At 41.0% G+C, this 6,154-nt stretch carries 6 protein-coding genes and 1 tRNA gene; 6 read left to right on the forward strand and 1 reads right to left on the reverse strand.

Going from position 1 to position 6,154, the window contains the following annotated elements; all coding sequences use genetic code 11:
* Positions 1 to 2: 2 nt before the first annotated feature.
* Both RAC86_RS33930 and RAC86_RS33935 read left to right on the forward strand, forming a co-directional pair.
* Positions 3 to 548 (forward strand): site-specific integrase, encoded by a 546-nt coding sequence (locus tag RAC86_RS33930; RefSeq protein WP_003231473.1) that lies wholly within the window; start codon positions 3 to 5, stop codon positions 546 to 548.
* 52 nt (positions 549 to 600) lie between these two features.
* Positions 601 to 673 (forward strand) — tRNA-Arg (locus RAC86_RS33935).
* A gap of 93 nt (positions 674 to 766) precedes the next feature.
* Here RAC86_RS33935 and iseA read toward each other — a convergent pair.
* Positions 767 to 1,312 (reverse strand): DL-endopeptidase inhibitor IseA, encoded by a 546-nt coding sequence (iseA, locus tag RAC86_RS33940; RefSeq protein WP_004399558.1) that lies wholly within the window; start codon positions 1,310 to 1,312, stop codon positions 767 to 769.
* Positions 1,313 to 1,597: 285 nt separating this feature from the next.
* On the opposite strand from iseA, the gene RAC86_RS33945 reads away from it, so the two are divergent.
* From RAC86_RS33945 to RAC86_RS33960, 4 genes are all read left to right on the forward strand, one after another.
* Positions 1,598 to 2,989 carry an MATE family efflux transporter gene (locus RAC86_RS33945; RefSeq protein WP_004399508.1) on the forward strand — a complete coding sequence of 464 codons (1,392 nt, stop codon included), beginning with the start codon at positions 1,598 to 1,600 and terminating at the stop codon, positions 2,987 to 2,989.
* A 133-nt stretch (positions 2,990 to 3,122) separates the two neighbouring features.
* A complete protein-coding gene (gene galM, locus RAC86_RS33950; RefSeq protein ID WP_377886568.1) occupies positions 3,123 to 4,100 on the forward strand; it encodes an aldose 1-epimerase in 978 nt (325 codons plus the stop codon).
* Between the two features lie 33 nt (positions 4,101 to 4,133).
* Entirely contained in the window at positions 4,134 to 5,609 is a 1,476-nt protein-coding gene (dacB, locus tag RAC86_RS33955) for a D-alanyl-D-alanine carboxypeptidase/D-alanyl-D-alanine endopeptidase (protein ID WP_377886569.1), read from the forward strand.
* A gap of 381 nt (positions 5,610 to 5,990) precedes the next feature.
* On the forward strand, positions 5,991 to 6,154 hold a 164-nt coding region (locus RAC86_RS33960), incomplete at its 3' end, for a condensation domain-containing protein (protein ID WP_377886570.1).

Below are 6,154 nucleotides of genomic sequence, written 5' to 3' on the forward strand. Positions count from 1 at the left end.
TGATGCATATTGTACAGCCGATTCGCAGTCTAGAGAAAATCCAAGAAGTCAAACAGTATTTGCTTAACAAAAACAAGCGGGATTATTTTCTGTTTATTTTCGGCATCAACAGCGCGCTCCGTATTTCTGATATTCTGCCGCTGCAAGTGAAGGACGTTCAAAATAAAGATCATTTATGGGCGACTGAAAGCAAAACGAAAAAGAAAAGAAAGATTCTTATTTTAGAATCGCTGAAACAGGAAATATACGAGTATACGAAAGACATGAAGGAAAACGAATATCTTTTTAAATCAGTGCGGACCAGGAAGCCGATTTCCCGCATTCAGGCCTACAGAATTTTAAGAGAGGCCGCTGCAGCGTGCGGACTTGAGGAGATAGGGACGCATACACTCCGGAAAACGTTTGGCTATCATTTTTATCAGCGAACGAAAGACATCGCCGAGCTGCAGAGAATACTGAATCATTCATCACCATCAATTACAATGCGGTATATCGGTATTGATGAAGATACGACAAGAGCCGCATATAAGGTTTTTGGAGGGCTTTAATACAAATCGCTTGAAAATATTGATCATCAGAGCTACTATATAAATACCAAAAGCTCTAGTAGCACAGCGGATAGTGCAGCAGTTTCCTAAACTGCAGGTCGGGAGTTCGAATCTCTCCTAGAGCGTTATATTCACAAAAAGACAACAGGCACTTTTCGCCTGTTGTCTTTCTTTATGCAAACCAAATAAAAAACGCCCGCTTATACCGGGCGTTTTTCTTATATAACTGCGTCAAATTGATTGACTTTCCATTTTTTATTTTCTTTCACAAATGTCACTTTCCGTTTTGCAGAAGGGGATCCGTCTAATGTAGGGACGGTAAATTCGTATGTGATTGTGCTGCCTTTTTTAGAGATCAGTTTAGCAGTTGATTTTTTCCAATTCAAAAGATTGTCTCCGTCACCGATTGGAACAGCAAGTTTTCCTTTTGAAACAGTGAAATGATAATCTTTAAAGCCTTTTTCGATTGCTGTTTTTGTAAAAATAGGAGTTAAATAATTCACCGCTTTTGCTTTAGTGCCTAGATCACTGCACATGTATACATATTGAAGATTTTGATACTCGAATGTGCCTGATGGGCAAACTGCTTTTTTCACCTTCGGATTGTGGCCGCTCATGGTGTTCCAAAAATGTTCTCTAGCGGATAATGCCAACTGTAATGCTTGTTTTTGTGATAAATCGCCTGATGTATTTTTCGCAAATGCATTTGTGCTTAATGACAGAATAAGTGCAATGGTTGTTAGAAATAGAAGACATTTTTTCATTATCGCTCTCTCCTTCAAAATCTCTTTCTCTTATGTTACAAATGTTACAATAATTACGGATAGATTACAATACTTTTGCATAAATTATTTTTTATTCTTTTACTCACAAAAAATACGCCATTACTTGCTAGTTTATTCTTCATAAGCTAAAAAGATGTGTAAAATTAGAAGAATCGGGAAGGGTTTCATAAGTGCAGTGATGAATAATAACATGTTACATATCCTGTTTTTGTCAAAAAATGAGGGCATGTTTAAAAACGATTTCAAATAAAGGAGTCCTTTAATATGGAAACATCACAAGAACCTCTTGTAACTCAAAAGAAAAGCAAACCATCAGTTTGGCGGTCGATGTCACTCTTTTTAGTGCCGCTTCTGCTGAGCAATGTGCTGCAATCAGTCGGCCAGCTAGTCGGGATGATGGCTGTAGGCAGATGGCTCGGTGTTGATGCAGTGGCAGCTGTATCATCCTTTTTCCCGTTATTTTTTCTTTTAATCTCATTTACGATTGGGATCGGTTCAGGAAGTTCGATTCTGATCGGACAAGCTTACGGAGCGAAAAATGAGGAACGGCTAAAGGCTGTTGTCGGGACGACGCTCACGTTTACATTTTTATTAGGCGTTGTGTTAGCCGTCATCGGCAGTATTTTCACCCTGGATATCCTTCGTTTAATGGGCACGCCTGAAAATGTCATTCATGTCAGCGCTAACTATGCACGTATTTTATTTTATGCTATGCCGTTTATGTTTTTATATTTTGCATATACTACCTTTTTGCGCGGAACAGGAGATTCCAAGACACCGTTTTATACGCTGATTGTGAGCACGGTTATCAACATCGCGCTTTTGCCTGTCTTAATCCTTGGCATGTTTGGTTTTCCGAAACTGGGCATATACGGCTCGGCATATGCAACTGTCATTTCTACGATTGCGACTTTTCTCGTGTTAATGGTGTATTTACGAAAGCGAAAACACCCGCTGCAATTTGATAAAACAGTGCGTCGTTATTTGAAAATGGATAAGGAACTGCTGGTTCTCCTGCTGCGTCTTGGGGTCCCAGCAAGCATCAATATGATTCTTGTCTCATTATCAGAGATAGCGGTTATTTCATTCGTCAATCATTACGGCTCTAATGCAACAGCTGCATACGGAGTGGTCAACCAGGTGGCCAGCTATGTACAGATGCCGGCCGTCAGCCTTGGTATTGCGGTTTCTATTTTCGCTGCGCAATCGATCGGAGCAAACGAGTTTGACCGCTTAAAGCAGGTCATTCGCGTTGGGATTTGGCTGAATTATATCATTGGCGGCGTACTGATCATTCTGATCTATGTTTTTTCACATCAGATTTTATCGTTATTTTTAACCGAGCAAGAGACGCTTTACATTGCGCACCGTCTTTTGATGATTACACTGTGGAGCTATTTGCTGTTTGGAAATGCCCAAATTATTTCTGCAACGATGCGGGCAAGCGGAACAGTTTTATGGCCGACCGTCATCAGTATTTTTGCAATCTGGGGAGTAGAGGTGCCTGTCGCTTTCGTCCTTTCTCACTATACAAAGCTTGAAATACTCGGCGTCTGGGTTGGTTATCCAGCTGCGTTTGCCGTTAGCTTGCTGTTGATTTATGGGTATTATCAATTCGTCTGGAAAAAGAAACAAATCACACGTCTCATCCAATAGCCTCCGAATCACACCGTTCATAAGTTTGAACGGTGTTTTTTTATTTGATAGGGGAAAATATAAAATGGAGGAAATATGGTACAGTACATTGAATTCTTATACTAGCAATGAATCAAGGAGAGGTTGAGTAAACATGGCAAACTTTATTGAGAAAATCACGTATTTGGGAACGCCGGCCATCAAAGCGGGCAACGAACATCTAGAAATGATTGTTGTCCCTGAGTGGGGGAGCAACGTCATTTCTCTCGTGGACAAAACAACAAATGTCCAGCTTTTGCGTGAACCGGAAACAGCAGAAAGTTTTCACGACACACCAACATTGTATGGCATTCCAATCCTGTTCCCGCCTAACCGCATAAGTGACGGTACATTCAGTTTCCGGGGCAGAACGTATCATTTTGATATCAACGAGAAGGATAAACACAACCATCTTCACGGGTTTCTTTACCATGAAAAGTGGAATGTCGTGACCACGAAGCAAACTGATGAAGAAGTGATTGTTGAAACAGAAATTGATCTTTCTGAGCTTCCCCATGTGTATAAGCAATTTCCTCACCATGCCGTCGTTCGGATGACATACACGATCAAGGAGAATACCCTATTTAAACATGCGACGGTCATGAACAAAGGAAAGGAAGCGTTTCCTTGGGGAATTGGTTATCATACTACATTTGTGTTTCCGGCAGAAAGCTCGTTATTCTCCCTGACAGCAGATCAGCAATGGGAGTTGGATGAACGCCTGCTGCCGACAGGGAAACTGATGGATGTACCGAATAAAGAAGCTTTGCATGAAGGAATGGATTTGCGCCACAAGCAGCTGGATGATGCCTTTTTATCTTCTTATCAGAAGAGGGGCGGAGAAAACCAGGCAGTCATTTATTATCAGCATGCACATATCAGCATTATTTATAAGGCAGATGAACAGTTTAACCATTGGGTTGTATACAATGCGGACGGAAAACAAGGGTATTTATGCCCTGAACCTTACACATGGGTGACAAACGCCGTGAATCTTGATTTACCTTCATCACTCACTGGTTTACAAGTGCTGGAGCCGGGAGAAGAAACGACAGCTAAAACAAGTATCACCATTGAACTAAATCATCAATAGCCAATGATGAAGCGCAGAGAGGCGGGGAAATGAATGAAAAAAAGCATAAAGCTTTATGTTGCTGTTTTACTGCTTTTCGTCGTTGCTTCGGTGCCTTATATGCATCAGGCTGCGCTTGCCGCTGAAAAACAAGATGCACTTTCCGGGCAGATCGATAAGATTTTAGCTGATCATCCTGCCCTCGAAGGCGCAATGGCCGGCATCACCGTTCGCTCTGCGGAAACAGGTGCTGTTCTATATGAACATTCAGGAGAAACCCGAATGAGGCCTGCCTCTTCTCTAAAGCTTTTGACAGCAGCCGCGGCACTTTCTGTCCTTGGCGAGAACTATTCTTTTACAACCGAGGTCCGGACGGATGGAATACTGAAAGGGAAAAAGCTGAATGGTAACCTTTATTTGAAAGGGAAAGGCGATCCGACACTTTTACCATCTGATTTTGACAAAATGGCTGAGAAATTGAAACATTCCGGCGTAAAAGTAATTAAAGGCAATCTGATCGGTGATGATACGTGGCATGATAACATGCGATTATCACCTGATATGCCTTGGAGCGATGAATACACATATTATGGCGCGCCAATCTCCGCTCTAACAGCGTCTCCAAACGAAGACTATGATGCAGGCACTGTGATTGTTGAAGTCACCCCAAATCAAAAAGAAGGGGAAGAGCCTGCCGTGTCTATCTCTCCGAAAACCGATTATATAACGATAAAGAACGATGCTGAAACGACTGCTGCCGGTTCAGAGAAAGACCTCACAATCGAAAGAGAGCATGGAACAAACACGATTAAAATTGAAGGGAGCGTACCGGTTGACGCAAACAAGACAAAGGAATGGATTTCTGTCTGGGAGCCTGCCGGATATGCCTTAGATTTATTTAAGCAGTCACTAAAAAAACAAGGTATTACTGTGAAAGGGGACATCAAGACGGGTGAAGCACCTAGTTCTTCAGATGTGCTGCTCTCTCATCGCTCAATGCCTTTATCGAAACTTTTTGTGCCGTTCATGAAATTAAGTAATAACGGACATGCCGAAGTGCTCGTAAAAGAGATGGGGAAAGTGAAAAAAGGAGAAGGGAGCTGGGAAAAGGGGCTCGAAGTGTTAAACAGTACGCTTCCGGAATTTGGTGTTGATTCTAAATCACTCGTCTTAAGGGACGGATCAGGAATCTCACATATTGATGCTGTATCCTCAGATCAACTTTCACAGCTGTTATATGACATTCAGGATCAGAGTTGGTTCTCGGCTTATCTAAATTCTTTACCTGTTGCGGGCAATCCTGACAGAATGGTGGGCGGAACGCTGAGAAACCGCATGAAAGACACTCCTGCACAAGGAAAAGTAAGAGCAAAAACCGGATCGCTCAGTACGGTAAGCTCTCTATCGGGGTACGCAGAAACAAAGAGCGGAAAAAAACTTGTTTTCTCTATTCTTCTAAATGGATTGATTGATGAAGAGGATGGAAAAGATATTGAGGATCAAATCGCTGTCATTTTGGCAAATCAATAATAGCGGCAGACCTGTTTTCCAAGAGAAAACAGGTTTTTTTATGTCTGTAATAACGCTTTGTCGAACCTTCCAACAATTAGAAGAATGATGCACAAAAGAAAATTAGTCCGATTAAAAAGTAGTGTATAAGACCTTATGTAAAACAATACTTTTATCACTTTATATCCGGAAATTTGATAAAAAAAGAAACGAAAAATAAAGAAATAATACTATATTCAAAAAAATGTTATAAAAATTTAATGTTTTTTATTGTACTTTAAAAAATATCCGTTAATATAGTGCATATATGGATTATATAGTCATATAATTTCTTTTATTGTCATTTTTCTGCTTTTTTCTACATTTTCTTATCCTCTTATTATGAGAACTGGAGGGAATCCGTTGAGCGAACATACTTATTCTTTAACCCATGCCCAAAGGAGAGTGTGGTTTACCGAACTGCTGGAGCCAGATACCAGCATTTGCAATCTCACAGCCTGTGTGAAATTTAAAGGCAATATTGAGCTTGATACTCTGGAGGGAGCACTGAATCATTCCATCTCCCG

The sequence above is a fragment of the Bacillus sp. LR_5 genome, assembly GCF_042709275.1.